The following is a 25,429-nucleotide window of genomic DNA, read 5'->3' on the forward strand; positions in this document are numbered from 1 at the left end:
GCACCCAATGCGCAAATCCAGATCACCATGCGCACTTATTGCACACCATATCGAACAGCTCGCGCACCATCTTGATCTTCGTGTGCTGTGGTTGCAGCGGCGCTCCTACCTTGGGGTCCATGACGACAAGTACAGGCCGAGCACACCTCGCTCACCAGCCGCCGACGGTATGGATTCGCTATGAGGACAACAAAGATCCCCTTCGAGAACTGCCCCTGTCTGAGCTGCGACTAGCGGACTTCGACGGGACAGTTCCCTGGCGGCGGGTCCGCTCAGTAAAGGGACTGGATCACTTCTCGGGGAAATACGCCTCCATGACCACGGGCGGGCACGTGGTGTATGAGAGTCAACTTGAGCTGGCACGGCTGCTGCTGGCCGATTTCGACCCGCAGGTGCGACACATTTATGCGCAACCCTGTCGGGTGGTCGCCCGCGTCGACGGTAAGACGCGTCACCATGTACCTGACTTCCTGCTAATCACCGGCTCAGGCACGGTCCAGGTCGTCAATGTCAAACCAGCAGAGCTGCTTGCCGATCCCAAGATCGCACAAGCTCTTGCCTGGCCTGGTGAGCTCATCCGGCAACATGGATGGGCGTATGAAGTTTGGTCGGGCGACGATCCCGCCCTCTTGAAGAACGTTCGGTTCCTTGCCGCATACCGACGGCCCGGCGTAGTTCCCACCGAAGAGATCGACCTGGCGTGGGAAACGGTGCAGGACGGTGAGCAACTGGCATCGGCTGAGCACCGGCTGGCCAAGGCACTCGATCGGGAGCTCCACGAAGCCCGTCCCCCGATCCTGTCTCTGGTGTGGGCAGGACGGCTGAGCACGGACTTGACCCTGCCTCTGTCTGGCGAGTGGATTCTACGGAGGTCTCGGTGACCGGATGGACAACGTCGCTTCGGATCGGGCTGCCGTTGGTCTACGACGGCCAGCAGTGCACCATCGCCGAGCTCGACGGACGCCGCGTTCTGTTGCAACACGCAGGTCTGGACAGCCGGCCGCAGTGGCGCCAGGTGGACCTCGCCTTGCTTCTCAGCCATCCATCAACTGAGTTCCTGGTTCCCGCTCCGCCGCAGCAATCAGGCACGGCCGCACTCTTTGGCAGCCTTTGTGGGGAGGAGGACGAAGAAGTCACGGTCCGCTACCAGCATGTTCAGGAGGTGCGTTTCAGCTACAAGTTGGGCTCGCCCGAGTTGGCTCTCGCCGGCGAGCCTCGCCCGGATTACGCGCCCGGCGTCCCCTTGATGCGTCGCTATGAGGCCAAAGCACGAGAACTCGGAGTGGACCCCGCCACCGTGCGCCGATGGGTGGCCAAGGTCAAAGAAGAGGGCCCCGCCGGTCTGGTGAGCAGGGGCCGAGCCACCCACATCCTCGATCGAGTCGACCCTCGTTGGCTGGATTTGGCCCGCACCGTCCTCAAAGAGCGGGAAAAGGAAAGCCGCCCCGTGAAGAATCTCATCCTGATCGAGATCGAGGAACGCCTGACCAATAAGCACGGTCGAAACTCGGTAAAGATTCCGAAACGCAGCACCGCCTACGATCTTCTGAGGGAACTTGCCCGGGGGACGAACGCCTTCGACGGCAGCACCAAGGGAAAGCGCTCCATCGCGCAGAGGCCACAAGGGGTATACGGAAAACTGCGGGCCACACGACCGGGCGAGTACGTCATCCTCGACACCAACAGTCTCGATGTGTTCGCCATGGAACCCATCACCTGCCGATGCGTGAGGTGCGAGCTTACGGTGGCGATGGATCTTTACAGCCGCTGCATCTGCGGACTGCGTGTGACTCCCGTGTCGACGAAGTCCGTCGATGTCGCCGGGGTACTGTACGAAACCATCCGCTCACGCGGACCAGCCAAGAGCGGCTCTGCGAATGAAACACTGCCCTATTGCGGGGTGCCTTCCGCGGTAGTGCTGGACGCCGAAAAGCTTGTGGATGCCGAGGGTAACCGCCTGCTGCCCAGTGTCGCGGCTGAAGCGATCGTGTACGACCACGGCGCCATCTACGTGTCCAACCATATCGAGAGCGTGTGCGCCAAGCTGGATATCACCCTGCAGCCGGCCCGTCCGCATACCCCGACCGACAAGCCGGTCGAGCGCTGGTTTCGCACCCTCAATGAGGGACTGTTGGCAGCCTTGCCCGGATACAAGGGGCCCGACGTCTACAGCCGCGGCGAAAAGGTGGAGGAAGAGGCCTACTTCTTCGTGGACGAGCTTGAAGCCGTAATCCGAGAGTGGATCACACTGATCTATCATCGCCGTCACCACCGAGGATTGAAGATCCCGGAGATTCCTGGGCTGAAACTGAGCCCGCTGGAGATGTACGAGCACGGCATCATGCGTGCTGGTCCGCTGCGCATTCCCTCGCGCCCGGGACTTGCCCTCGAATTACTAGAGGAAGAGTGGTGCACGATCCAGCACTATGGAGTCCAGGTCAACACCCTGGTGTACGACGGCCCAGCATTGGAAGGGTTTTATAACCAGACCAGTCCCTATCAGGGCCAGCATGCCGGTAAGTGGCCGATTTCTGTGGACCGCGACGACATTAGGAAGGTCTACTTCCAACATCCAAAGACACTTGAATGGCACTCATTGGACTGGGAACACGCACCGGCATTGAACGGTCCTGCCAGCCTGGAAGCCCTGCAGTACGCTCGCAAAATCGCCGCGAAGACGCACCGCTTTCCCGACACCCGGCGTGCCCTGGTCGAACTACTCGAGCGCTGGGGAGTGGGGTTGACGGCAGATCGCGCGGAGCGCCGCATGGCTATCCGGCTGTCGCAGCAGCGGTTCCGCATCATCGGTGACGACGAACCCGACGACGAGGTCAGTAGCCTGCCGACGGTCGGTCGAATCCGTGCAATGAGCGATCCCTCCGGCCGAGTTCCAGATGAGGTCCCGGGAGCGACGCAGGAGCCGCAAGTCGTCCCTGATCCAGATGTGGGGCTGGGCGGAGACGACGATGCGGACGACGAGTGCGAAGCCACCTTCCCCGGTGAGGAAATGGGAGTCGACGAAATCGACGAGGATGCATTCTATGCCGATGTCTTGGACAGCCGTTGAAGACATCAGCCAATTCACTGATTTTTGAGGGCGGCGATCGCCAGTATTCCCCTACCCGCCTTGATGGGTGGTTGGAAATCGTAAATGGACCCGGGCGATCGCAGCCACCCCACTTGTCGCGTAGACAAATGCTGTCCCTGTCTTCGGCCGAACTGCTTCGCTACAACGACGATCGCCATGTCTGGCACGCGAACATCGGCCCGATCAAGACCCAGCAACTCCTGAACCTTCACCAAGATCTGTTCGAAATCGTCAACTCGAATCGACAGGACGGAGACAAAGCGAAGCCAGCAGCACTGCTCGACGCCTATCCCGGCATCGGCAAGAGCACCGCTGTGCGGGAGTTCGGCCGCGACTTCCACATCGAGCAGGTCGCCATACGCGGAGAGACCACGCCAGGCGGCCACCGTCGCGTGCCAGTCGCCTACATCGCGCTGACTGGCAATACTCAGATCCGCGGCCTCAACGCAGCAATCTGCCGCTTCTTTTCCCTGCCCACTTCAGGAGACGCGGATACCTTGGCGGCGCGGGCTGTCGACGCTGTGCTGAGCCTGAAGACATCTGTGTTCATCATCGATGACATCCACTTCTTGGCATCGCCCAACTCCAGCCCTACGCGGATGGTCAACCAGTTGAAGTTCCTCTCCAACACCTTCCCGGTGACCCTGGTCTACGTCGGCGTGGGAGTTCAAGCGCGAGGCATCTTGAGCGAGGGACGGTCTCTGTCCGAGGCACTCCGTGCCCAGTTCGGGCGCCGGACCACCTCGCTGACGTTGCATCCCTTCCAGGTGGAGGACGAGGCAGGTCGCGCCCAGTTTCGCCAACTACTACTGACGATCGAGAAAAAACTCGTGCTCGCAGAAAAATATCCCGGCATGCTCGCTGACGATCTCGCGGACGATCTCTATGCCCGTTCGAGTGGCCACTTCGCTTCCCTCATGGCCCTGATCAACCGCGGCTGCTACCGCGCGATCCGCAGCGGGCATGAGCAGCTTGATGTCGAGCTGATGAAGAAGGTCAAGAATGACGCTGCAGCCGAGGAGGCTCGCCTGGAGTTGGCCGCGGCCATCGAAGCTGGCCTGCTGACCGCGAGGCCTCAGCCCTCCGCTCCTCGAAAGACGGCCTGAATGAGTTGGAGTCCGGATCGCATCCCTATCTGGCTTCCCCCCGTTCCCGGCGAAGCCCTGGACAGTTGGCTGGCCGCCTACGCGCGACGTCTGAACGCTGCAGAGGCAGACCTCATCAAATACTTCGAACTGGGCACTGCGAGCTTCGACTTCATGGTGCGGGCACTGACCAGCCATGAACGGGAAGCCCTGGCCAGCCGAACAGGCGTCAGCCCGGTCGACCTGACCGCCATGACCCTTGAGCCCTGGAACGGCCTGGTCATCAATCTGGATCTCGCCACCCGCAAGTTTGGTCTTCCGCCCACACTGCAACATACCGGCAGGTACAGCCGCTTCTGCCCGCCCTGCCTGCGAGAAACAGAGGGGCGCTGGCAACTCTCGTGGCGTCTGCCATGGAGCTACGCCTGCCCCCGCCACGACAAACTCCTCCTTGACCGTTGCCCCAACTGTGGAAACTTCCCTTACATCAACAAACGCCGTATTCGAACCCAGCCCGGTATCTGCATCGAAGGCACCGGTGACACTCGCTGCGGGTTTCCGCTCTCCTACGCCTCGTGCGTGGAACTCGACCCGGATGGTCGCGTGATGCGTGGGCAGAAACACATCAACTCAACGGTGTTAGGCCCGACACGGGAACTTTCCGATGTCCGCCAGCACACGAGAGAGATCAGCATCATCGCTCAACGCGTACTCCGTGCCCTTCCATCACACGCAAGTACGGCACCAGCCCTCGTACATGAGGTTCTCGCCGAGTGTGGAGATGCTCTGCCAACCACGGCAGGGCGGCAACGACAAGGAAGTGACCCCCACAGCATGGCGGTCGGCTCCGGCATTGCAGTCACAGTCCTGAACAACAACTCATCCGAATATGATGCGATCTTCCCATGGCTGATGCACGCCAACGCATCGTCACGCACCAAAGCCTCATACCCCATCACTTGGGCGCACGCTTTATACCAAGAGGCAGGGCCTCGGCTGGCCACGCGTGCCCTCGTAAGCGTCGACGAAAAAGTGTCGTGGGTTACCCGAATCCGGTACGGCACCACCACGTCGGCTCCCACCTGGCCCACACTCGGCCAGCAAGAGGTTCGGCGCCGAGCCTCGCGCACACCATCCATGCTCTGGCCCGGATGGACCATGCGTGTCCTCCAAGGTGCGTCAACTGGGCACCAACTGGCGGGTTTCCGCCGTGCTGCCGCGGCTCTCTTGCTGCTGCCGGCCACCCAATTAACTTATCAACAGGCCGCGAAACTACTCGGCAACAATCTGCCAGTGACTAGCTGGAAAGCCCTCACGGCGATTGTCAGCGAGCAGGACTGCACCGTCCTGACCACAACCCTCGTTCAACTCGGACGTGTCTTAGATGTTCAAGACTCACCGATCAACTACCACCGCCGTCGTGTCCTATTTTCCGAAGGAGAGGTCACGCTCGACTCAAAGGCATTTCGCACGTACTGCCGCCAGAATCGACGCCTGTACAACGAAACCCTATTCGAGCAGCTACTTTGGTACGTCAAAAGCCTCCTTCTCGGAGCAGAGCCTGGATCTTCGTCGCGTAGCCAGGCGTGGCACATGCAAAACTCTCACCTGGTTGACAGTGAACTCCGAGCACTCGCATACCAACAAGCCGAAGCCAACCTTCAAGCCCATGGAATCCATGAACCACTTCAATGGGAACCTCCGCAAGCGTGGCTCCCGACGTTGCCTTGGCCCGGCTTGCCTCCGGAAGACATCGATCGGGAAGAAGTCGCTGAACAGCTGGCATTGCGCCTACCCATTGACGATGTCTCTCAGGCCGTTGGTATCAGCGACGACAAGTTCCGCCTCTACATTGAATATGCAACCCCCGCAGACTTGCCCGTGCCTTCAGAACGACCAAGAAGGGTTCGCCGGAAGATCCAGTCGCAGAATCACCGGACGTCGCAGTGGCGGCGTCTGACGCCGGAAGAACTGCTTCAGCTGTACGTATCCGAACGTAAGTCGACTCCTCAGATCGCCGCCCTCGTCGGCTGCAGCTCCTCAACCATCGGATTACACCTAGAGCAAGCAGGCATCCCCCGACGCCGCAGGAAGGAACCTCTGCGGGCAGCCGATGGGACATTGGTGACGACAGACTGGCTGAGGCGCCACTATACAGATCTGGGAAGAACCACAAAGGAAATCGCAAATGAGATTGACTGCCACAATGCTTACGTTTCACAACTGCTCAGACAAGCCGAAATCCCAACCCGACCGCTCTTCGCGGTCTGCAGCCCGTTTGTACGCCTCGGTGTAAAAATGTCGCCCGCCATGATTGCTGTCAGTGAGCTGAGAAACCACGCCCAAAGACTGCGCAACATCGTCCGGCTCCCGGGCCATCATGACATCGCCGCGGCATGTCGGTCTCTTGGTATCCCCAGCAGCAGCATCCGCTACCAGCTTGTCCAGGTCGAAAACGCTGCAGGTTTCGCGATCATCACGCCCACAAAGCCCCTCAATGCGACCCCAGACGGAGCAACTTTTATCGCTGAAGCAAAGCGACTACTTGCCCTTCTCGACCAACGGACCAATAGCAAACTAACCTGATCTATCGAACAGTTACTGAGCTTGAACTCGGGTTGTCGTTGCGGGTGACAGGGCTTGATCCTCGCGGTATGCCGTTGACATGAGGTACACGCAGAGCGGGACGAGCGCCGCGAGTTCCGCGAGGGCATTCGGCTGATGACCGCTGAGCGGTTCGCTCTGGGCGAGCCGAATTCGGTGATCGCGGCGCTTCCACAAGTGCTACACCCTATAGGGCGTACGCAAGCTGCTGATCCGGCACGGGTTCTCCTGCCAGGTGCCGGCCAGGCGGGCCGTCGAACGCGACGAGGAGAAGGTCACCGGCTGGGTGAAGGAGACATGGCCGCAGGTGGAAGGACCGCGGCGGCGCTCGATGCGTGGATCGTCTTCGAGTTGCGCCGTGAGGCGCTGTGTTTCGTGTGGAGGTGAGAGACCGTCGCCGCCGACCTGTCGTAGCAGGGAGGTGGAGCAGAGAGCAGCCTGATCCGGGTGATGCCGGGGAGGGCGGGAGCGGTGCCGACGGGATAGCTGGTGTCGCCGCCGTCTATCGCTCGGTGCAAAGGCGCTGCGACCGGCTCCGGCCCGCGGCTCGGCCGCCCTTCACCTCTCGAGCACGACAGCGAGACCTTGGCCGACGCCGATGCAGATGGCCACGACGGCGATGCCACCACCCCGGCGAGCGAGTTCGTGGGCCGCGCGACCGATGATGCGTCCTCCGGACGCTCCGAGCGGGTGCCCCATCGCGATGGCGCCTCCGTGCGCGTTCACCTTCCGCGGGTCGAGGTCGCTCCACAGCCGCAGACAGGCGAGGGACTGCGCCGCGAAGGCTTCGTTCAGCTCGACCAGGTCGACGTCGGTCCACGTGCGCCCGGCACGGGCGAGTGCGCGGTTGGCCGCCTCGACGGGAGCGACTCCGAAGACGTCGGGGTCGTTGCCGAAGGCCGCGCGGCCGGCGATGCGGGCGAGGGGTTCGCCGTCGAGCGCACCTTCACGGGCGACGAGCACGGCGGAGGCGCCGTCGTTGATGGGCGACGAGTTCCCGGCGGTCACCGTGCCGTTGGCGGCGAATGCCGGGCGCAAGCTGGCGAGAACTTCCACCGTGGATTCGTCGCGGATGCTTTCGTCGCGGGCGAGGTGGTGGCCGTCGACCTGGACGATCTCGTGGTCGAAGACGCCGCCCGCCCATGCGCGGGCGGCCAGGCGATGGCTGCGCGCTGCGAACGCGTCCTGCTCCTCACGGGAGATCCGGTGGATTTCGGCGAGCTTCTCGGCACTCTCGCCGTTGGAGATCGTCCATTCCTCCGGCAGGCGGGGGTTGACCATGCGCCATCCGATCGACGTGTTCCACATCGTCTGGTTGCCCGCCGGGAAGGCCCTTGCGCTCTTCTCGACGACGTACGGCGCGCGGCTCATCGACTCCACGCCGCCCGCGAGCACGATGTCGGCGTCTCCTGCCTCGACGGCTCGTGACGCCTGGATGACGGCCTCGACCGAGGACCCGCACAGGCGGTTGACCGTGACGCCCGTGACCGAGGTGGGGAAGCCGGCGAGCAGCGCGCCGAAGCGTGCGACGTCGCGGTTGTCCTCGCCTGCCTGGTTCGCATCGCCGAAGATCACGTCGTCGATGCGCGCGGGATCCAGGCCGGTGCGCTCGACGGTCGCGCGCATGACGATCGCGGCGAGGTCGTCGGGGCGCACGTCGGCGAGGGCCTTGCCGTACCGTCCGAAGGGGGTGCGGACGGCGTCGTAGACGAAGCTCGCGGGCATGTCAGTTACCTTCCAGGGGTGCCGCAGCGTCGGTGACGTGGGTGAGGTCGAGGCCGGTCAGGGCGGCCAGGGAGGCCACGGTGTTGTCGCCGAACGTCTCGCGCACGCGCAGTCCGTCGGGCGTGACGTCGAACACCGCGTGATCGGTGTAGACGCGGGTCACGCAGCCGACTCCGGTCAGCGGGTAGGTGCAGGCGGCGACGAGTTTCGGCGTGCCCTGCTTGGTGAGCAGGTCGGTCATCACGTAGACCGACTTCGCGCCGATCGCGAGGTCCATCGCTCCGCCGACGGCGGGAATCGCGCCGTTCTCGCCGGTCGACCAGTTCGCGAGATCGCCGGTTTCCGACACCTGGAACGCGCCGAGGACGCACACGTCCAGGTGACCGCCGCGCATCATGGCGAAGGAGTCGGCGTGGTGGAAATACGCCGAGCCCGGCAGTGCGGTGACGGGCTGCTTGCCGGCGTTGATCAGGTCGGGGTCGACGGTGCCGGGCTCGGGTGCGGGGCCCATGCCGAGCATTCCGTTCTCGGTGTGCAGGACGACCTCGGTGTCGTGGGGCAGGTAGTTGGCGACAAGGGTGGGGGCGCCTATGCCGAGGTTCACGACCGCTCCCTCGGGGATGTCGGCCGCGATGAGACGAGCGAGGTCGGTGCGGCTGATGCGAGTGCTCATCGGCTCTCCTCCTGTGCCAGCGGGTTCCCCTCGACGTCGACTCCGCCGATGAACACGCCTTCGTCGAGCCAGTGGCGTTCTCCCACCGCGACGACGTGGTCGATGAAGATGCCGGGGGTCACGACGGTCTCGGGGTCGATGTCGCCGAGCGGCACGATCCGGTCGACCTGGGCGATCGTGGTAGCCGCCGCGGCCGCCATGATCGGGCCGAAGTTGCGGGCGGTCTCGCGGTAGACCAGGTTGCCCCAACGGTCGGCCCGCAGAGCGCTGATCAAGGCGACATCGGCTCGGATCGGGTACTCGAGCACATAGTCGCGGCCGTCGATCGTGCGCACCTCCTTGCCCTCCGCGAGCTGGGTGCCGACGCCCGTCGGCGAGAAGAACGCGCCGATACCCGCGCCCGCGGCGCGGATGCGTTCGGCGAGATTCCCCTGTGGCACGAGCTCCAGCTCGATCTCTCCCGCGCGGTAGAGACCGTCGAACACCCACGAGTCGCTCTGCCGCGGGAACGAGCAGATGATCTTTCGTACTCTTCGCGCCGCCAGGAGCGCGGCAAGTCCCGTGTCGCCGTTGCCTGCGTTGTTGTTGACGACGGTGAGGTCGCGTGCTCCGTGTGCGATGAGCGCGTCGATCAGCTCCACCGGCTGGCCCGCGCGGCCGAACCCACCGATCATCACGGTGGCGCCGTCGCGGATCCCTGAGACGGCGGCTGCGGCGTCCTCGACGGTCTTGTCGATCATTGTTCCTCCACGCGTTCGGGCATCGCGCGACCTCTCCAGCGATTTCACTTGGCCGGCCCGCGGGGTGACGGTGCACAACGATCGACACCACCCGACATAGGCATAGCCTTTATGCTTATGTCATACCACATCATGGATGCCTCGGAGGGCTCGACGACAGGGCGGCGATCCCGCTCTCCTCGCCAATGAAGACTGGAGCTAATAAGCTATGCCTATGTCTGATCTCGCGAGCGCACGCTACACGGACCGCATCGCCACCGGACCGCTCATCCTCGTCCAGGAGGTCTTGAACACCCGCGCCGCCGGCAAGCCCGCACTCGAGGACCTGCTCTCGACCCCGGAATCCGCCACGTCGTGGCTCTCCGGCGCGCTGGCCGAGTGGAGTCGGCATACCGGAGCGGAGGCGCCGGCCATCGAGGTCGACGAACCGGGGATGGTGCGGCTTCAGCAGCTACGCGCGTCGCTGCAGATGACCGTCTCGGGTGCAGTGCGCGATGCTCCGGTCCGATCCGCACCGAAGGGGGTGAGCGGCGCGCTCGAGGTGCGGATCGACGCCGATGGTGTCTTCTCGGTGGCGCCGCGCGGCAAGGACGTCGCGTGGGTCGTCGCGGCCGTGCTCAACGAGATCACGAACGCCCAACTGACGGGTACGTGGCGTCGTTTGAAGATGTGCCGTAACCGGGTCTGCTCGGTTGCCTTCTATGACGGCACGAACCCCAACAACGGCGCATGGCATGACGTGCGCATCTGCGGCAACGCCGTGAACCTCCGGGCGTCGCGGCAGCGTCGGGCGGCCGCGCGCGCGTAGCGCGCCGCAGGCCACCCGACCGACGGGCCGTCTGCTCAGCCCTTCGCCGCCCGGCAGGAGCCCCACAGCGCACCGGGATTGATGCGTGACGGGTGACGCTCCAGCATGTACTCGTAGAGTTCGAGGGTGCTGCCGGTGCGACGCACCCCGGCGTTGAAATCGAGGATGTAGCGGCGGGTCTCCTCGACGTGACGGGGATCGTCATCGGCGGTCTGATCCTTGTGCCCTGCGACGATCGCGGTCGGCGCCAGCGCCTCGACCGTGTCGAGAGCCCTCAGCCACTCGTCCCGCCCGTCCGCGTCCGAGGCCGCGAGCATGAGGTGGACGTTGTTGTAGATCACGTCGCCCGCGACGACCAGGCCCAGGTCGGGAACGTGCAGGCAGGTGGTGTTGTCGCTGTCGGTGTGCCCCAGACGGACCGGGCGGACCTCCGCCCCGCCCACGGTCAGGACGTCGCCCTCCAGCGGTTCGGCGAGCACCAGTCGCTCGGGGATCTGCTCAGGGAACCATGCGCGCCAGGCCGCCTTGAGGACCTCGGGCGAGGACTGGTAGGCCATGTCCTCGACGACCTCGGGCAGCGCGAAGGCGCGCGCTGCGGGGTACTGCTCCAGAACGGCTCCGAGACCGAACCAGTGGTCCCCGTGGCCGTGCGTGACGTACACGCTAGTCACCGGAGCACCACGCTCGCCGAGCCACCGCAGCAGGCCCTCCGACTGCGCGATCGTGAACAGCGGATCCACCAGCAGCGCCTCTCCCCCGTTCGAGATGAGGATGCTCGACGTCGGCGACCAGGAGCGCTCGCTCTGATCGGGCGGCACGTCCGCGTTGGTGGTCGGCATGCCGTCCGCGATGTGAACCGCGTAGGTCAAGGCGTTCGACGTCATTGGTGGACTCCTCGGATTCTCTGATGGTCGCTCCCACTCCGGCCGGAGCGCGGGGGGCGCCGGCGGGGGCCGGGCCTCGTTCCGTCGATCACAGAGCGATGACGTTGACGCAAGCATAGACCCTATGCTTACGTCATAGGGCTCGCGTCGACCGAGAAATCCCGAGAGCCACTGGCTCCGATTCGTCGCCGCAACAGAGCGATCGTCAAAGGAGACACGAGATGAACAGCCCAGCGACGCAGACGCCGACCGCGGTGCTCGTCCACGGATACCTGGACGACGGCGCCATCTGGAACAGCGTCCGAGCCGTCCTCGACGAGCGGTCGGTCCCCTCGATCGCGTTCGAGCTCGCCGGCATGGGTACGCGCGCCTCGGATCGAGGGCCGTTCACGCTCGCCCGCTGGGCCGACGACCTCGAGACCGTCGTACGCACGACGGAGGGCCCTGTCGTACTCGTCGGCCACAGCATGGGAAGCCAGATCGCCGAGCTCGTCGCCGCCCGCCTGGCCGAGCAGGTGCGCTCGCTCGTGCTGGTCAATCCGATCCCGCTGGCCGGCACTCACCTGCCCCCGGAGCAGATCGCCGCCTTCCAGGCACCGGATCTCGGACTCGACGCTCAGCGCGCCTTCCGCGCCTCGCTCGCCACCGCGTTCCCGGCCGAGGAGAACGACCGGCTCGCCCAAGTGGCGCTGCACGTCGACCCGTCGACGATCGCCGATACGGCGACTGCGTGGAACAACGGCCACCCGGACGGGCAGCAGCCCAGCAAGTACACCGGGAGCGTCACCGTCCTGCGCGGCGAGAACGACCCCTTCGTCACGGAAGAGATCGTCTCCGCGTACGTCGTGCCCCGCTTCCCCGACGCCGCCGCACAGACGATCGTCGACGCGGGCCACTGGGCGCACGCAGAGAACCCGGCGGCGGTCGCCGCCGTCATCACCTCGGTCGTCGAGGAGACCGCGTCCAACGCGGCCGACAGCCGCCCCGCCACGGCCTGGACAGCCGCGTTCGAGCAGCGCACCCAGGACTCCTTCGCGGCGGCGCTCTCGCCGAACGTGCGAATGGAGGCGAGCGCGCTCGCCAAGCCGGTCGAGCGCAAGGAGCACGTCGAGGCCCTCATGACCGCGGTGAGCTCCGTGTACGAACGGCTCGAGTTCGTCCGGAAGGCGCAGGACGGCCCGCGGACGTATCTGGAGTGGGAGGCCGCCGCGTTCGGTGGCTTCCAGATGAAGGGGATCACGATCCTCACGCGTGATGACGAGGGGCTCATCACGGAGATCGCCATCCACCACCGGCCCATCGGCGCCGTTCTGCAGATCAACGCGAAGGTCGGGGGCCCCCTCGTCGAGGCCGGCCTCGTCCCCGCCGAGTACTTCGACTTCACGGAAGGCAAGTGACCATGACGGAACGCATCGACGTGGAATTCACGGCGGACGGGGGCGTGACCCTGCGCGGCTGGCTCTACCTGCCGGACGCCGAGGGCCCGCGCCCCGCGATCACCATGGCGCACGGATTCGGCGCCAACCGGGAGATGGGCCTCGACCCGTACGCGCGCAAGTTCGCCGACGCCGGGTTCGTGGTGCTCATCCACGATCACCGCACGTTCGGCGCCAGCGACGGCGAGCCCCGCAACGACGTCGACCCGTGGCGTCAGATCGCGGACTGGCGCCGCGCGATCAGCTTCCTGGAGGCCCGGTCGGAGGTCGACGCGGACCGCATCGGGGTATGGGGTTCGAGCTTCGCGGGCGGCCATGCGATCGTGCTCGGGGCGACCGACGTGCGGATCAAGACCGTGGTCTCGCAGGTGCCCACCATCAGCGGATTCGAGCAGTGGCAGCGCAAGGTCCCGCCGGAGCGCATCGCCGCCTTCGAACTCGCCCAGGCCGACGCCGAACGCGCCCTGGCCGCCGGCGGGGAACTGCCGTACCAGACCTCCATCGGCGACGATCCGGCCGACCCGGCCCTGTACAACAGCCCGGACGCCGTGCGCTTCTACCGTGACCTGGTTCCGCCGGGCCGCGAGCACAACACGGTGACGACGCGCTCCAGCCGGGCCGCGCGCCTGTACGAGCCGGGCGTCTGGATCTCCCGCATCTCGCCCAAGCCGCTCATGATGATCGTGGAGACCGGCGAGACGGTGATCCCGACCGACCTCCAACTGGCCGCCTACGAGCGAGCACTGGCCCCGAAGGAACTGGTACTGCTGCCCGGCGGCCACTTCGACGCCTACAAGGTGCACTTCGAAGAATCCAGCGGCGCCGCGCTGTCGTGGTTCCGCACCCACCTCGACCCGGACGCGGCCTCGATCGGCTCGTGAGACGGAGGCGGTTCCGGCTGCTGCTGGAACCGCCTTCACAGGCAGGTGACCGCGCCCTGTCACAGTCGGTTACACCACCGCCATGAGCGTTTTGGAGCCGAAGAGCGTCATTGCCCCGTAACGGCCAAAGGTTAACTTCCCCTCTGTCTTGTGAAAGCAAGTGAACGGAGCGGTTGTGGGACGTCCTGAGCGGCCGGTGGATCCTCGGGCCGGTGCTGTGCAGCGTTTCGCCAATGAGTTGCGGGTGCTGCGCGAGGCGGCCGTGAAACCGACGTACCGGGTGATGGCTGGGCGGGCGGGTTTTTCGGTGAGCGTGCTGGCGCAGGCGGCGTCGGGTGAGCGGCTGCCGTCGCTGGCGGTGGTGCTGGCGTACGCGCAGGCGTGCGGGGCGGACCCGGCCGAGTGGGAGCTGCGGTGGAAGGCTGCGGACGAGGAAGCGGCAGCACGCGCGGAGGATAAGGAGCAGCAGGCACGCGACCAGATCCCCCTCGGCAACGACGCGTTTGCGGGAGACGGTCAGCTCCGGGAACGCCCGGAAGTACGCACCAAGGCCGTCCCGCGCACCGGCCACACCATCCGCGATACCGGGATTGTGCTGGTGGTACCCGGCGCTCCAGTACGTGTCGAGCGCGGACAGATCCTTGTCGACGATGAGCCGGTCGAATGCCTTGGTGACGAGGTCCTTGTTGGAGGCGGTGAGCCCGCGCGGACCAGGTCGCCCGGTCTGCGGCCGACTGACGGTGGAAAACATGTCGTTGCCGTTGACACTGCTGCCGGGGACATCCTGAAGCACATCCCAATGCTCGGCGATCTTGCCGTCCTGGAACCGGAAAATGTCGAATACGGCCGAGCCTCGACTTCCCGGCGTCAGCACGAGGTTGGAGTGCACCACGACGAGGTCGTTCTCGGAAATGACCCGCTTGACGTCGTACTTGGTGTCGGGGAACTGCTGATGCAACCCGGCAGCGAAGTTCTTCAACGCCTCGGGGCCATCGGACGCGAGGGGATTGTGCTGGATGTAGTCGGCCCGCACGAACCTGTCCACGACCGCGGTGTCACCCCGCTCGAACGCCCCCTTGAGGACACGTACGGCAACGGTCTTCTGGTAGTCGAGCCGGGCGCCGCCGTCGACGTGCCCGACGGCGTGACCCGCGCTGACAGGCGGCGAGGCGAAGGCGGGTACGGTCGCGGCGCCCGCCAGGGCGGACGTGGCGACCGTGGCGAGGAGGATGCGACGGGTAGCCATGCGCCGGTTGGGCATGTGGGAAGTCCCGGTGTTCTCTCTCTTGGGACTCGGGCGCTTTCCTGGAAGGTCGGACTGACTCAGTTCTTGGGGCCGAACATGTAGGCGTTGGCGACGTCGATGAGGGCAGCGCCCTGGTAGGCGGGGTAGCGCTCGGTGATGGCCTTCTTGTAGGCGTCGCCGTCGTCCCCGAGCAGCTCCCGGCCGGCGTTGACGTAGTCGGTGAGCTCGGCCCAGACGGCCGGGGTGGTCGGCTCGCCGTGACCGGGCAGGATGGTGTCGTACTCGGTCTCGGCTGCGAAGCGGTCGATGTTGGCCTGCCAGCCGTCGAAGTCCTTGTCCAGGAACCACAGGTGGGTGTGGTTGTAGACGACGTCCTGAGCGACCAGGACACCCTGCTCGGGCAGCTTGATCACGAGGGTGGTGTGGATCTCGCCGCCGGTGACCTTCTCGAACACGAACGGGATGCCGTCGATGACCTCGGTGCCCGGGGTGATCTCCACGGTCGGAGTCATATCGGCGAGCGGGATCTCGGCGCCGGTGGGCAGGTCCGTCTTGGCACCCATGGCGACGATCTCCGCGGTGGTCTCGGGCAGCGCGTGCACGGGGACGCCGAAGCGGGCCGCGCCCTGGTAGTGGTCCGGATGCGCGTGGCTGATGACGAGGCGGTCGAGCGGCTTGCCCAAGCTCTTGGCGTAGGCGACGACCTCGTCGGCGTAGGCCAGGACGAACTGCGCGTCTACGGCGATGATCCGCGACGGCGTCTCGATCAGCTGAGTGGTGACGCCCAGGCCGTCCTCGGGCGAGACGTAGCTGTGGATGCGGACCTGGCCCTTGTCGATGACCGTGAGGGTGCCGTGCATGACTGTGCTCCTGTCGAAGTGCGGATGAGCGGTGATGAGGGGACGAGGTGAGGGGCGGATCGTTGATGGCCGGCTCACGACCGGTCATCGGCCGCAGCGGACACGGCCGGTTTTCCATCCCGCGGGCCCGAGCCCCTGGAACAACTCCATACTGGGACGGAACCGGATGCCCCGCGAGGTACGCTGCGGTCTCGTGATGGTCCACAGGCGACAAGCACGGCAGAAGCCCGGTCAGCGGGAGACGGGCCTGCCGAAGGTGGCTTTCCAGCCTCCGGCCGGAACCCCGGCGGGCGTGGAGGTCATGACCCTGGCCGACTTCCGCGACCGCATCCGTGACTGGCCCTGGCACATCGCCACTCCGCACCGGGCGGGCTTCCACGCCCTGATGCTGGTCACCGCCGGCACCCTGCGCCACCGCGTCGACTTCACCGGGTACGTACTGCCGCCCGGTTCCTGGCTGTGGATCCGGCCTGGCCAGGTGCACCAATGGCAGAACCTTGACCAGGTCGAGGCCGTCCTGATCTTCTTCCAGGAGGACTTCGTCGCCCCCGAGACCGCGGAATTGGCCGGACTGGGCACCGGCACTGCCCCGATGCCCCTGTACAGCCCCGATCCCTCGGAGGCTCCCGCGCTGGCAGCTGCGGCCGAGCAACTGGCCGCGGAGTTCTCCCAGTCCGACCGCCAGCCGCTGCCGGTCCACACCGCCCTGCTGCACCGCCTGCTCGACGTCGTCCTCCTGCGCCTGGCCCACCTGCGGCAGCACGGCCAGGCCGCTGAATCGGCCCCCGAGCCCTTTCTGCGCTTCCGCGACGCGGTCGAACGAGGCTTCACCCGCACTCATCGCATCGACGACTACGCCCGCGAGCTCGGTTACTCCACCCGCACCCTCACCCGCGCCACCCAGGCCGCGGCGGGCCTCAGCGCCAAGGACTACCTCGACCAGCGCCTCGTCCTGGAGGCCAAGCGGCTCCTAGCCCACGGCACCGAACCCGCCTCCACCATCGCAACCCACCTCGGCTTCACCAGCGCCACCCACTTCGGCAAGTTCTTCCAACGCCATACCGGCCGCACCCCCCTGGCCTTCCGCGCCTCCCAGAGTCCGTCGCCGCCTGCGTAGCCGCCCACGCCACCTGACTGCGTGAACAAGTTCGGCGAGGGCTGCTTTGGGCGCTGGCCCGTTGGAGTCACGAGCAACGGATTCCATCCCGTGGGCCGAAAGCCTGACTGGGCCGATCGGACCGGCCCGAAGGGGGCGCCGAACCCGGTCGCAGCAGTTCGCCCTTCCAAGGCGGGCGCTTCCGGCTCAGCCTCCCAACACCTCGGGCGGCACTCCGAGTTCCTTGGCTCCGACGAGCCCGAACGAGGGGCCTCGGGTGAGCCAGAGCAGCATGGGCAGGGCACGGTCGGGGTGTCGGCGGCTCATTTCGCGGGCGATGTCGGCGACGGGTACCCGTGGCTTGGCCACCTCCTGGTAGTCCTCCAGCCAGGCACGGGTGTCGTCGAACACCTCTTGCCCGCCCACCGGGCCATGGCCCGGGACCACGATGGGAAGCGGCCTACGACGACGCGAAGGCCGCCACGTTGCCGGACGACCTCACGGCGGCCCTGACCGCCGACCCGGCCGCGGCGGAGTTCTTCGAGACACTGGACCGGCAGAACCGCTACGCGATCCGGTACCGGATCCAGGACTCCACGAAGGCCGAGACCCAGGCGCGCCGGATCGGGCGAGCGCCGGTCGCCGACCTTGTGCGGGCGGTTACTCCGTCAGGGGTTCAACGCGCTGTACTTGACGGGGAACACCTTCTATCCGAGCCTGCGATGTCGGTTCTTCCGATGCCACCCAGGGGCTTGCGCTGGGATGGCGGGGCGTGTTTCTGCCGCAGGGGCCGGTTGGGGAAGTCTCCGCCGGCGACATCGCAGTGGACTGTCCCCGTCGGGTTGAGGAGCGGCCGCTCCGGAGGTGTCGGTGCCATGACGTCCGGAGCCGCCCATCACCGGCCGGTTCAACCGGAGAGGGCGCAGCCCTTGCGGGGCTGCCGACGCAACACGTGCACCGGTGTGGCGTCATCCGGTCAACGACGGCGCGTGGCGAGGACACCCAGCCGGATCGTGGACCGCCACGGCCCGATGCCTCTTGAGGCGGTTGATGCCGTACGCGACATCGTGCCAAGCCTTGTAGTCCTGTGGGTCGAACCTCGGCGGCCGACCGCCGCGTGCGCCGCGCTCCTACGGTTGCCGGCCCGGTCAGCTTCATCCGGGATGGTGCAGTGGATCCCCCGCCGCCGCAGGTAGGCGCGGTTCTTCGCGGGAGGTGTACGCCTTGTCGGCGCGTACGGGATGCTCTTCGTGATCAGGAGTCGTGCGCCACGGCGGCGGTCGGGAAGTGTGTGACCGACATCGATGAGGCGCGGCCCCTGGGCACGGATCTGTATCACGCCCATGATCTCGATGTCCTCGGCGACCGGACCCGCTTCGCTCTGCGACTCGCGGCGGTCCGTGTCGGGGCGCTCACCGTGAAGTGGCTGTCGTACGACACCGAGGTCCGGGTCGAGACGGCCGCGCCGAGTCCGCCCACCAGGTCAACGTGGCCTGTACCGGCAGCGTGCTGACCTTGTCGGGCGAGGACCGGAGGGGTCTGGCTGCGGTAGTCGATCTTGTTCATGGCAGTCGGGGACACGGCGCCCTCGCGGGCTCGTCGCTGATCCGGCTCACGTGATGCGTCGCAGGATGCGGTCCTTGCCGCGGGTGTAGGGCGGGGTGGCCACGCCCAGCGTGTCCGGCTTGAGTGGCTTGTCGAGGACGGACTTGAGGTGACTGAAGGTGTCCAGGGAGTACGAGCCGTGGTAGCGGCCCATACCGCTCTCACCGACGCCACCGAAAGGCAGGTCGGGCACGCTGAGCTGGAGGAGCGAGAGGCCGAAGACCAGGCCCCCGGAGGACGTCTCCGCGGTCAGGCGCCGCTTGGAACGCTTGGAGGCGGTGAAGGCGTACAGGGCCAGCGGCTTGTCCCGTCCGGTGATGAAGGCGATCGCCGCGTCCAGGTCGGGGACCCGGACGATGGGCAGGATGGGGCCGAAGATCTCGTCGCGCATCACCGGGGAGTCGGGGTCGACGTCGGCCAGCACGGTCGGGGCGATGTAGCGGTCGTCGCGGTCGTGGTCGCCGCCCACGACAGTCCGGCCGTCCTTCAGCAGGTCGGCCAGCCGGTCGAAGTGGCGCTCGTTGACGATGCGGCCGTAGTCGTTGCTGCGAGCCGGATCGGTGCCGTACATCTCGCGGACCGCCTGCGTCAGGTGGGCCTCTATCTCGGCTCCCGCCTCACCTATCGCCAGCACGTAGTCGGGTGCGACGCAGGTCTGGCCCGCGTTCATGAATTTGCCCAGGGCGATGCGGCGGGCGGCCGTCGCGAGGTCGGTGCCGGGTTCGACGACGGCGGGGCTCTTGCCGCCCAGCTCCAGGGTGACCGGGGTGAGATGACGGGCCGCGGCGGTCATGACGATGCGCCCGACCGCGCCGTTGCCGGTGTAGAAGATGTGGTCGAAGCGCGCCTCCAGCAGGGCGGTCGTCTCCGGCACCCCGCCCTCGACGACGGCCACGGCCTGCGGGTCCAGGACCTTGGGCAGCCAGTGGGCGAGCACGGCCGAGGTCGCGGGGGCGACCTCGCTGGGCTTGAGGACGACGGCGTTGCCGGCGGCCAGGGCACCGATGACCGGCGCGAGCGCCAGATTGACCGGGTAGTTCCAGGGGGCGATGACCAGCACGACACCCAGCGGCTCACGCACGGTCCACGCCCGGGACGGCATCAGCGACAGGGGCACGGAGACCCTCTTCGGACGCAGCCACCGGTCGAGATGACTCAGGGTGTGGTCGATCTCCCTGACCAGGAAGCCGATCTCCGCCATGTGGGACTCGGTCGCGCTCTTGCCGAGGTCGGTGTGCAGCGCCTGCGCGAACACGTCCTCATGCTCCGTCAGCAGACGCCTCAGCGCCTGCAGTTGCTGCTTGCGCCAGGCGACGGGCTTGGTGCGGCCGGTGTTGAAGGTGGCCCGCAGTCGCGCCACGGTCTCCGCGGCAGGGGCCGCCGTAACGGCAATGTCCGGCTGACCGCCGGTGGGTACGTGGGTGTTCATGTCCAGAAGCATATACGAAACGAAAGCCTTTCGTTTCGTATGCCTGTATGCTTGTTGTGTGACCTACCCCACCCTTACTCAACGTTCCGCTTCGGGAGCCGTCCGATGACCGGGACGCAGGCACGTCGGGGGCGCCCCCGCGATGCCTCTCGCGACCGTGCACTGCTGGACGCGACCATGGCCGTCCTGACCGAGAGCGGCTACAGCGGACTGACCACGGCCGCCGTCGCGGCCCGCGCCGGAGTGTCCACTGCCACCCTCTACCGTCGCTGGCCGTCCAAGGAGGTCATGGTCGTCGACGCCGCCGCCGCGTACGCCAAGGAGCTGACGGCGCAGCCGGACACCGGCACACTCGAAGGCGACCTGCGCGCCCTGCTCCGGGACAAGGCAACTTCTCTGACCGGCAACGAGGGAGGGGTGCTGCGCACCCTGATCGGCGAGGCCGCATACAGCCCCTCCCTGGCCGAGGCCCTCACCAACGCCTTCATGCTGCCCGTGCGCCAACGCATGCAGGAGATAACGCAACGTGCGGTGGACCGGGGTGAGATCCCACCGGTGGAGCACGCCGACCTGCTCGGCGACCTGGTGATCGGTCCCATGATGAGCAGGTTCTTCCTCACTCCCCTGCCGCCGAACCAGGTCGACCCCGCCATTGCCGCGGAGACCGCCGAATCCATGGTGTTCTTTCTTTTGCGCGCCTTCGGACACCAGAGGCAAGGCACGGTGGCGAGCGATGAGTAGCTGACCGGCTGGCAGCTCTTCGAGGAGGACCACGACCGGGCCGACAGGCAGACGCATGGGACGGCGGCGTACGCGACGCTCGCCTAGACCCCGTGGCGGCGCGTGCCGACTGGGCGCGGACGTCCGTGAGGCAGCGGCCTTCATCACCCACGGGAAGCGTTCCAGCTCGTCATTGACAACGCCGTAACGTCCGTCGGCGACCGTCCGCGCCAGAGTCTTCAGGTGCGCTGCCGCATGCGGATGCCCGGCCAGGTCCGTGCCCTTCGGGTTGTGCGGCGCCGGTCCACCAGGTACTTCACGCACACCTCCGCCACGTCGCGGCCGACTGCCCTGGACCCGCCGCCCCGGCCATCCGGCTCACGGCGGCTTCGGGGGCAGAGTGATGAGTCAGTTGTCCAGAAAGCTCAGAATGTGATCGGCAACCTGCTTGGGCTGTTCGAGGTGCAGGAAGTGTCCGGCCCCGGGTACGACGATGCGGTCGAAGCCGTTCTTGAACACGGCGTCCATGCCGTCGCTCACCTCCACGGAAAAGCAGTTGTCGTCGGCACCGTGGAGGTACAGCGACGGGACGGTGACGGCGCCGCTCGCCCGGGCCTCCAGCGCTCGCGCCGCCTCGTCGGCGGGAGGTGAGAACAGCTGACGGTAGTAGCCCAGGATCTCGGTCAGCACTCCTGGAGCACGGAGGGTTTCCTTGAGCGCGGCACGTTCCGCATCCGGCAGCTCGTAGCCGGGCGACCACTCCCGCCAGAGCCGGTCGATGAAGGCGAAGTCGTCGAACTCGACGGCCGACTCCGCCAGGGCCGTCTGGAAGAAGAACATGTACCAGCTGCGTCGCTGCTGGTCGCCGTCGGTGAGCCAGGCGGTTCGCAGCTGCGGCCCGTACGGAACCGCCATCCCGACAAGCTTGCGGACGCGTGTCGCGTCAAGGCTCGCCGCCGCGTACGCCGCCCGGGCGCCGAGATCGTGACCGATGAGATCCGCACGGTCGCGCCCGAGCGCTTCGATCAGGTCCAGGACATCCTGCCCGGTCGCTGACGCGCGATAGGAGCCGTCGGGCGCCGCGCCGTCCGGCCAGTATCCGCGCTGTGCGGGAGCGACCGCCCAGTAGCCGTCCTGTGCGAGGCGGTCGAGCATCCCTGCCCAGGAGCCTGCATGGTCAGGAAAACCGTGGAGGCACAGGACGAGCGGCCCGCTGCCGGCCTCCAGGATCGGAACCTCCAGAGCGCCAGCCTGAATCGTCCGGCGACGGACACCGTCACCGGCGGAGGACCCACCTGTCATCGAGTCCTCGCCGGAAGAAGGCGTCGGCGGTCGCTGTGTCTGGGATGCCATGCGTTCAACCTCTCCCGGCCGCTGTCGCGGCGTCACGGGCCGACAGGCCCGGACCGAGTCGTGAGTCCTGACGTCATCGAGCAGGGTCACGACGACGTCATGAGGGTCGGCCTATCGCCGGAGACCTGCCAGCAGGCAACAACCGTACGACTTTCGCTTATTTCAGCGCAAGCGAAAGCCGTGCTCGCCATCGCAAGGAGCAGACCCACCGTGCCGATTTTCGCTGAACACCCCCGCCGGGTGACCGACCCGGACGACTTCTACAACCCGCCGGTACGGACACGCTGACGGGCCCGGTGGGCACGCAGGTTCTCAGGGTTCCCGCAGGTCTTGGTGGAGTGCCATACACCGCTGTTGTTGCGGGAGCGGTCGAAGAACGCCGTCGTGCAGCGCGCATTACGGCAGATCTTGAGTCGGCGCCAGGCGTCCGCCTGCTGAGCCTGGAACACCTCGAGGAGCACCAGGCCGGCCACATACCGCCAGCCCTGACCGCGAGGCTCCAGGACGGCCCGGCCGGTGCGGTCCATCCGCACCGCCGCGGCCGCGACATGAACGGCCGGCGCTACGGTCTGCTCGTCGGTGTCCGTGCCGTCTTCGTCTCGTGAGGCGAGAAGCCGCCGCAACTCTGCACGCAGGCCGCGCAACTCCTCGAGATCACTTTCGGTGAGAGACACCTGCGCGGCGACCTGCCCCCTCTCGCGGGCCCAGCAGTCCAGCGCCTGATCGACCCACGCCTGTGCGTCGGTTAGGCCGTCCAGGAGATCTGCCGCCCGGGGCCGGCCAGCAGAAATGGTGTTGAGCAGGTCGTGCACGAGCGCCAGCCCGACCGGCGCCGGTTCGACCTCGTACCGCGTGGACGCGGACCACACCATGACCACGCCTCCCTCTCGCTGACCGTCCGGCTCTACCGACATGACCGTGACCGTTTGGCCACTGGCTCAGGGTACGACATCGCCTCCCCTTGAAGTGAAAGGAGCTAAAGGCGTAAGGTCCTTTCATCTTGATTGGTGACGCGGCCACAGGAAGGGTGTCGCTCATGAGCTCGTCCGACCCCCGGAGCACTCAGGAGGCTCCCTCTGCCACCGCGGGGCCGGGCGGCAGGACAGGCCGAGGTCTGCCCCAGCGGGGTCTGCTGTTCGCCGAGTCGGCGACGCCGATCGCCGCAACGCGCCGTGTCCCAGGCACCCACCCCGCACGCAGGCCGCGGTCGACTTCTGCCCTCATGATCGTCGGCCTCGACGACCACCTCATCCCCACCGACCTCGCGCTGACGGCCCACGAACGAGCCCTGGAACCCGAGCGGCTGACGTGCATCGGCGGTGGCCACTTCGCCCCATGCAGCACGCAGTCCCCCATAGCCGCGCAGTCCACCTTGGACTGGTCCGGCAAGCACCTCACCTGACCGACGGCGACCCCGTCCGCACTGTCCCGAGCCAAGGAAGTCCCATGTCCGTTCTCACCCACTCCCTCGACGGCGACGTCGCCACGATCGTCCTCGACAACCCCCCGCAGAACCGCTTGGCACCCGAGTTCGCCCAGGAACTCAGCGAAGCCGTCGACGCCATCACCCGCAGCCCGGCCCGCGCCGTCCTACTGCGGGCCGAGGGACCCGACTTCAGCTGGGGCGGCGACTTCCGGCCCTGGCTCGGCGCCGACCGCACCAGCCTGCGCGCGGACTTCGACGAGATCATGGCCGTGATCAACCGGTTCGAACAGCTCCGGCTCCCAGTCGTGGCCGCGGTCCAGGGGCTGTGCTTCGGCGGCGGCTTCGAACTCGCCCTGCGCGCCGACATCATCCTCGCCGGCGAGAGCTCCCGCTTCGGCCATCCCGAGCAGTCGCTCGGCATCGTCACCCTCCTTGGCGGAATCCATCGTGTGGCCGAACGGGCCGGCCGGGCCCGCGCCTACGAATGGGCACTGACCTCCGAGCAGGTACCCGCCACGGTCATGGCCGAGGCCGGTGTCATCAACCGCGTCGTCCCCGACGACGAACTGCGCGCCGAAGCCGAGGCCTTCACCCGGAAGATCGCCCAGGGCCCCACCCGGGCCCACGTCGTCCACAAGGCGCTGCTGCGCGCCTGGGCCACGGGCGGCATTGCGTCCGCCGACCAGCAGCTCTTCGACCTCGCCGTCCCCCTCTACGAGACCGAGGACGTCAAGGACGGCCTTGCCTCCGCCGCCAAGGCCCTCAAGGAGGGCCGCCCCCGCCCCGTCCTCCCCTTCAAGGGCCGCTGACCCCCAACCCTCCCCCCACACTCACCACCAAGGGACACCACATGATCATCGACTCCGCGGACCTGGACGAGAAGTCCGCCTACAAGCTGCTCATCGGCAGTGTCATTCCCCGCCCCATCGCCTGGGTGAGCACCCTGTCCACCGAAGGCGTGGGCAACCTGGCCCCCATCTCCTTCTTCACGGTCGTCGGGCGCAAGCCGCCCCGGATCTCGCTGTCGATCCAGCCGCGCTCGGACGGGGCCACGCTCAAGGACAGCTTCGTCAACATCCGGGACACCGGCGAGTTCGTCACCAACATGGCCACCCTGCCGCAGATCAACGGTCTGAACCGCAGCGCCTTCGAGTTCGAGCCCGACGTCGACGAGTTCGACGCGGTCGGGCTGGAGAAGGAACCGTCCGAAGCCGTTCGCCCGCCGCGCATCAAGGGCGCGCCCATCGCCTTCGAGTGCACCGTCGAGCACATCTTCTCGGCGCCCGACGGACTCAACAACATCGTCTGGGGCAACGTGGTGCGCTTCTACGTCCGAGACGACCTCTACGTGGACGGCCGGATCGACTTCGGCGCCATCGCCCCGGTGGGACGCCTCGCCGCCGAATACACCGTTGTGGACAACACGTTCGAAACACCGCTCGACGCCGACGTGATCCAGGAACGCGCCAGTCGCCGAATGCTGCGTCTGGACCGCAAGGACACGCACTACTCACCGATCGACACGGACGCCTGGTCGCCGTCCGGCTCCACAACGACACTCGACTAGACCGCCAGGACGTGACGAGGTGACACCCCTCACGGGTCCGGCAGACCGCCTCTCCAGCACCCCGAGTCCGGTGCGGACCACGCGACCCGCCGGTGTGTCACCTCGCACCCGTCCGCTCAATTGCTTGAGACGTCATAAGCGTCTGGTTCAGCAAGCCTGTCACTGCCTGCTTCACCCGCCCGACCGCGCAGCCGCCCACCAGA

The 25,429-nt window shown here is 66.6% G+C and carries 22 protein-coding genes and 5 pseudogenes; 16 read left to right on the forward strand and 11 right to left on the reverse strand.

The annotated features are described in order from the left end of the window. The first annotated feature begins 119 nt into the window (after positions 1-119). The 5 genes and pseudogenes from ABZT93_RS07785 to ABZT93_RS07805 all read left to right on the forward strand — a co-directional run. A complete protein-coding gene (locus ABZT93_RS07785) occupies positions 120-881 on the forward strand; it encodes a TnsA-like heteromeric transposase endonuclease subunit (protein WP_356100500.1) in 762 nt (253 codons plus the stop codon). Next, a complete protein-coding gene (locus tag ABZT93_RS07790) occupies positions 878-3,067 on the forward strand; it encodes an integrase (RefSeq protein WP_356100503.1) in 2,190 nt (729 codons plus the stop codon). Before ABZT93_RS07785 ends, ABZT93_RS07790 begins: the two co-directional genes overlap by 4 nt. A 128-nt stretch (positions 3,068-3,195) precedes the next feature. Beyond that, positions 3,196-4,194, forward strand: a complete 999-nt coding sequence (locus tag ABZT93_RS07795; RefSeq protein WP_356100506.1) for an AAA family ATPase — start codon at positions 3,196-3,198, stop codon at positions 4,192-4,194. Next, positions 4,195-6,759: a TniQ family protein gene (locus tag ABZT93_RS07800; RefSeq protein ID WP_356100509.1), complete on the forward strand. Its 2,565-nt coding sequence runs from the start codon at positions 4,195-4,197 to the stop codon at positions 6,757-6,759. Positions 6,760-6,940: 181 nt separating this feature from the next. Next, a pseudogene (locus tag ABZT93_RS07805) lies at positions 6,941-7,126 on the forward strand (winged helix-turn-helix domain-containing protein); the annotation flags it as partial. Positions 7,127-7,335: 209 nt separating this feature from the next. Here the strand turns inward: ABZT93_RS07805 and ABZT93_RS07810 are convergent. The 3 genes from ABZT93_RS07810 to ABZT93_RS07820 are packed head-to-tail and all read right to left on the reverse strand — an operon-like array spanning position 7,336 to position 9,915. Beyond that, positions 7,336-8,502: a thiolase family protein gene (locus ABZT93_RS07810; RefSeq protein WP_356100512.1), complete on the reverse strand. Its 1,167-nt coding sequence runs from the start codon at positions 8,500-8,502 to the stop codon at positions 7,336-7,338. A 1-nt stretch (position 8,503) separates the two neighbouring features. Beyond that, positions 8,504-9,175 carry a 3-oxoacid CoA-transferase subunit B gene (locus ABZT93_RS07815; protein WP_356100515.1) on the reverse strand — a complete coding sequence of 224 codons (672 nt, stop codon included), beginning with the start codon at positions 9,173-9,175 and terminating at the stop codon, positions 8,504-8,506. Beyond that, positions 9,172-9,915, reverse strand: coding sequence for a 3-oxoacid CoA-transferase subunit A (locus ABZT93_RS07820; RefSeq protein WP_356100518.1), 744 nt, complete (start codon positions 9,913-9,915; stop codon positions 9,172-9,174). Before ABZT93_RS07820 ends, ABZT93_RS07815 begins: the two co-directional genes overlap by 4 nt. A 214-nt stretch (positions 9,916-10,129) precedes the next feature. Here ABZT93_RS07820 and ABZT93_RS07825 point away from each other — a divergent pair, with 214 nt between their 5' ends. Then, the gene (locus ABZT93_RS07825) at positions 10,130-10,723 is read left to right on the forward strand and encodes a CGNR zinc finger domain-containing protein (protein ID WP_356100520.1); all 594 of its coding nucleotides are present in this window, start codon (positions 10,130-10,132) and stop codon (positions 10,721-10,723) included. Positions 10,724-10,758: 35 nt separating this feature from the next. On the opposite strand, the gene ABZT93_RS07830 is transcribed toward ABZT93_RS07825, so the two are convergent. After that, positions 10,759-11,607, reverse strand: coding sequence for an MBL fold metallo-hydrolase (locus ABZT93_RS07830; protein ID WP_356100523.1), 849 nt, complete (start codon positions 11,605-11,607; stop codon positions 10,759-10,761). A 221-nt stretch (positions 11,608-11,828) separates the two neighbouring features. Here ABZT93_RS07830 and ABZT93_RS07835 point away from each other — a divergent pair, with 221 nt between their 5' ends. The 3 genes and pseudogenes from ABZT93_RS07835 to ABZT93_RS07845 form a co-directional block, all read left to right on the forward strand. Beyond that, entirely contained in the window at positions 11,829-13,004 is a 1,176-nt protein-coding gene (locus ABZT93_RS07835) for an alpha/beta fold hydrolase (RefSeq protein ID WP_356100526.1), read from the forward strand. Positions 13,005-13,006: 2 nt separating this feature from the next. Next, complete coding sequence (locus ABZT93_RS07840; protein ID WP_356100529.1) at positions 13,007-13,924, forward strand: alpha/beta hydrolase; 918 nt, start codon at positions 13,007-13,009, stop codon at positions 13,922-13,924. Between the two features lie 175 nt (positions 13,925-14,099). After that, positions 14,100-14,369 (forward strand): annotated as a pseudogene (locus ABZT93_RS07845) (helix-turn-helix transcriptional regulator); the annotation flags it as partial. Positions 14,370-14,453: 84 nt separating this feature from the next. Here the strand turns inward: ABZT93_RS07845 and ABZT93_RS07850 are convergent. Both ABZT93_RS07850 and ABZT93_RS07855 read right to left on the reverse strand, forming a co-directional pair. Beyond that, a pseudogene (locus tag ABZT93_RS07850) lies at positions 14,454-15,185 on the reverse strand (nuclear transport factor 2 family protein); the annotation flags it as partial. A 62-nt stretch (positions 15,186-15,247) separates the two neighbouring features. Then, positions 15,248-16,030, reverse strand: a complete 783-nt coding sequence (locus ABZT93_RS07855; protein ID WP_356100532.1) for an MBL fold metallo-hydrolase — start codon at positions 16,028-16,030, stop codon at positions 15,248-15,250. A gap of 196 nt (positions 16,031-16,226) precedes the next feature. Here ABZT93_RS07855 and ABZT93_RS07860 point away from each other — a divergent pair, with 196 nt between their 5' ends. Then, positions 16,227-17,147: an AraC family transcriptional regulator gene (locus ABZT93_RS07860; RefSeq protein WP_356100708.1), complete on the forward strand. Its 921-nt coding sequence runs from the start codon at positions 16,227-16,229 to the stop codon at positions 17,145-17,147. A 186-nt stretch (positions 17,148-17,333) separates the two neighbouring features. Here ABZT93_RS07860 and ABZT93_RS07865 read toward each other — a convergent pair whose 3' ends face one another. Further along, positions 17,334-17,552 carry a hypothetical protein gene (locus tag ABZT93_RS07865; RefSeq protein ID WP_356100721.1) on the reverse strand — a complete coding sequence of 73 codons (219 nt, stop codon included), beginning with the start codon at positions 17,550-17,552 and terminating at the stop codon, positions 17,334-17,336. A 20-nt stretch (positions 17,553-17,572) separates the two neighbouring features. On the opposite strand from ABZT93_RS07865, the pseudogene ABZT93_RS07870 reads away from it, so the two are divergent. Further along, a pseudogene (locus ABZT93_RS07870) lies at positions 17,573-17,752 on the forward strand (YdeI/OmpD-associated family protein); the annotation flags it as partial. Between the two features lie 393 nt (positions 17,753-18,145). On the opposite strand, the pseudogene ABZT93_RS07875 reads toward ABZT93_RS07870, so the two are convergent. Next, positions 18,146-18,253: pseudogene (locus ABZT93_RS07875) on the reverse strand (IS5/IS1182 family transposase); the annotation flags it as partial. Positions 18,254-18,417: 164 nt separating this feature from the next. Between ABZT93_RS07875 and ABZT93_RS07880 the strand changes: the two are divergent. Then, a complete protein-coding gene (locus ABZT93_RS07880) occupies positions 18,418-18,639 on the forward strand; it encodes a hypothetical protein (RefSeq protein ID WP_356100535.1) in 222 nt (73 codons plus the stop codon). Between the two features lie 99 nt (positions 18,640-18,738). Here the strand turns inward: ABZT93_RS07880 and ABZT93_RS07885 are convergent, their stop codons facing one another. Continuing rightward, a complete protein-coding gene (locus ABZT93_RS07885) occupies positions 18,739-20,160 on the reverse strand; it encodes an aldehyde dehydrogenase family protein (RefSeq protein ID WP_356100538.1) in 1,422 nt (473 codons plus the stop codon). Between the two features lie 105 nt (positions 20,161-20,265). Between ABZT93_RS07885 and ABZT93_RS07890 the strand changes: the two genes are divergently transcribed. Next, complete coding sequence (locus tag ABZT93_RS07890) at positions 20,266-20,901, forward strand: TetR/AcrR family transcriptional regulator (RefSeq protein WP_356100541.1); 636 nt, start codon at positions 20,266-20,268, stop codon at positions 20,899-20,901. A 387-nt stretch (positions 20,902-21,288) separates the two neighbouring features. Here the strand turns inward: ABZT93_RS07890 and ABZT93_RS07895 are convergent, their stop codons facing one another. After that, the gene (locus tag ABZT93_RS07895; protein ID WP_356100544.1) at positions 21,289-22,233 is read right to left on the reverse strand and encodes an alpha/beta hydrolase; all 945 of its coding nucleotides are present in this window, start codon (positions 22,231-22,233) and stop codon (positions 21,289-21,291) included. A gap of 260 nt (positions 22,234-22,493) precedes the next feature. Next, the gene (locus ABZT93_RS07900) at positions 22,494-23,147 is read right to left on the reverse strand and encodes a CGNR zinc finger domain-containing protein (RefSeq protein ID WP_356100547.1); all 654 of its coding nucleotides are present in this window, start codon (positions 23,145-23,147) and stop codon (positions 22,494-22,496) included. 308 nt (positions 23,148-23,455) lie between these two features. On the opposite strand from ABZT93_RS07900, the gene ABZT93_RS07905 reads away from it, so the two are divergent. Genes ABZT93_RS07905 through ABZT93_RS07915 form a run of 3 tightly spaced genes read left to right on the forward strand, consistent with a single transcriptional unit; the run spans position 23,456 to position 25,226 of the window. Beyond that, positions 23,456-23,635 (forward strand): hypothetical protein, encoded by a 180-nt coding sequence (locus ABZT93_RS07905; protein WP_356100550.1) that lies wholly within the window; start codon positions 23,456-23,458, stop codon positions 23,633-23,635. Between the two features lie 44 nt (positions 23,636-23,679). Continuing rightward, positions 23,680-24,468 carry an enoyl-CoA hydratase/isomerase family protein gene (locus tag ABZT93_RS07910; protein ID WP_356100553.1) on the forward strand — a complete coding sequence of 263 codons (789 nt, stop codon included), beginning with the start codon at positions 23,680-23,682 and terminating at the stop codon, positions 24,466-24,468. A gap of 41 nt (positions 24,469-24,509) precedes the next feature. Further along, positions 24,510-25,226, forward strand: a complete 717-nt coding sequence (locus tag ABZT93_RS07915) for a flavin reductase family protein (RefSeq protein ID WP_356100556.1) — start codon at positions 24,510-24,512, stop codon at positions 25,224-25,226. Positions 25,227-25,429 lie beyond the last annotated feature (203 nt).

Origin of the sequence: Streptomyces sp. NPDC005303 (genome assembly GCF_040607335.1) — a bacterium.
GTDB lineage: Bacteria > Actinomycetota > Actinomycetes > Streptomycetales > Streptomycetaceae > Streptomyces.